The sequence below is a fragment of the Variovorax glucosi genome (assembly GCF_051216695.1).
Taxonomy (GTDB): Bacteria; Pseudomonadota; Gammaproteobacteria; order Burkholderiales; family Burkholderiaceae_C; genus Variovorax.
On sequence record NZ_JBPJZE010000225.1, the window covers coordinates 1 to 1197 of the forward strand.

General features: G+C 70.9%; 1 protein-coding gene. It reads left to right on the forward strand.

The features are described 5' to 3' along the window. Positions 1 to 1197 (forward strand): MltA domain-containing protein (locus tag ACSFA3_RS24485; protein WP_435507972.1); only part of this gene is annotated, 1197 nt, incomplete at both ends.

The window sequence follows — 1197 nt, forward strand, 5'->3', positions numbered from 1 at the left end:
CCGGCCAGGCGCGCACTTTCTCGACCCAGCTCGCCACCTACACCTCGGTGGGCTTCGACTCGGTGCCGGGCTGGGCGCGCGACGACTTCTCCGAAAGCTGGCCCGCCTTCCTCGGCAGCTGCAAGGTGCTGACCGGGCGCGGCGCCGAATGGAAAGAGGTGTGCGACCGCGCGCTGAAGGTCGACGGCAAGAACAGCAACGCCATCCGCGGCTTCTTCGAGGGCGAGTTCTCGGCCTATCAGATTCGCGACGACGACCGCAAGCCCGACGGCGTGGTCACCGGCTACTTCGAGCCCGAGATCGCGGGCGCCCGTCAGTATGGCGCGCCCTTCATCTACCCCGTGTACGGCCAGCCCGACGACATGCTGTTCGCCGACGCGCGCAAGCTGCCCGCCGGCAACGGCACGGTGGCGGCCCGCGTGGAAGGGCGCAACGTGGTGGTGCAGACCGGCCTGAGCACGCGCGACATGGGCGCGCCGGGCCTCTTTGCGCTCGACCTCTCGGGCATCTCGCGCGACACGCTCGACCGCAAGGTGCGCCTGCGGGTCGAGGGCAAGCAACTGCTGCCGTACTACACGCGCGAAGAAATCGAAACCAAGGGTGCGCCCAACGCCAAGGTGCTGGCCTTCGTGAGCAGCGCCACCGCGCTGTACGAAATGCAGATCCAGGGCTCGGGGCGCATCAAGCTGGCCAACGGCGACATCGTTCGCGTCGCCTACGCCGAGCAGAACGGCCAGCCCTTCCGCCCGACGCTGGCGCAGGCCGCCAACGGCAAGCCGCGCAGCCCGGTGAAGGTGCTCGGCTCGTCCATCGAGCTGCAGCTTGACGACTGCGATGACGACGACGTCGGCGCGGTCGACAGCGGCACCATCCGCACGCGCGGCTTCACGCTCGCGCGGCCCGTTGCCAGCGGCCCGGTCGTGGTGCCGGGGCGGCGCGCGGCCGGCGCGGTGGCCGGCTCGGGCATCAAGGACCCGAGCTATGTGTTCTTCAAGGAATCGACTTCGCCCGTGGGCGGACCGGTGGGCGCCTTCGGCGTGCCGCTGTCGGCGGGGCGCTCGATTGCCGTCGATCCGCGCAGCACGCCGCTCGGCTACCCGGTGTTCGTGTCGACGCGCACACCCGGCAGCGGCGCGCCGATGCAGCGCCTGACGATTGCGCAGGACACCGGCGGCGCCATCCGCGGCGCGGTGCGGG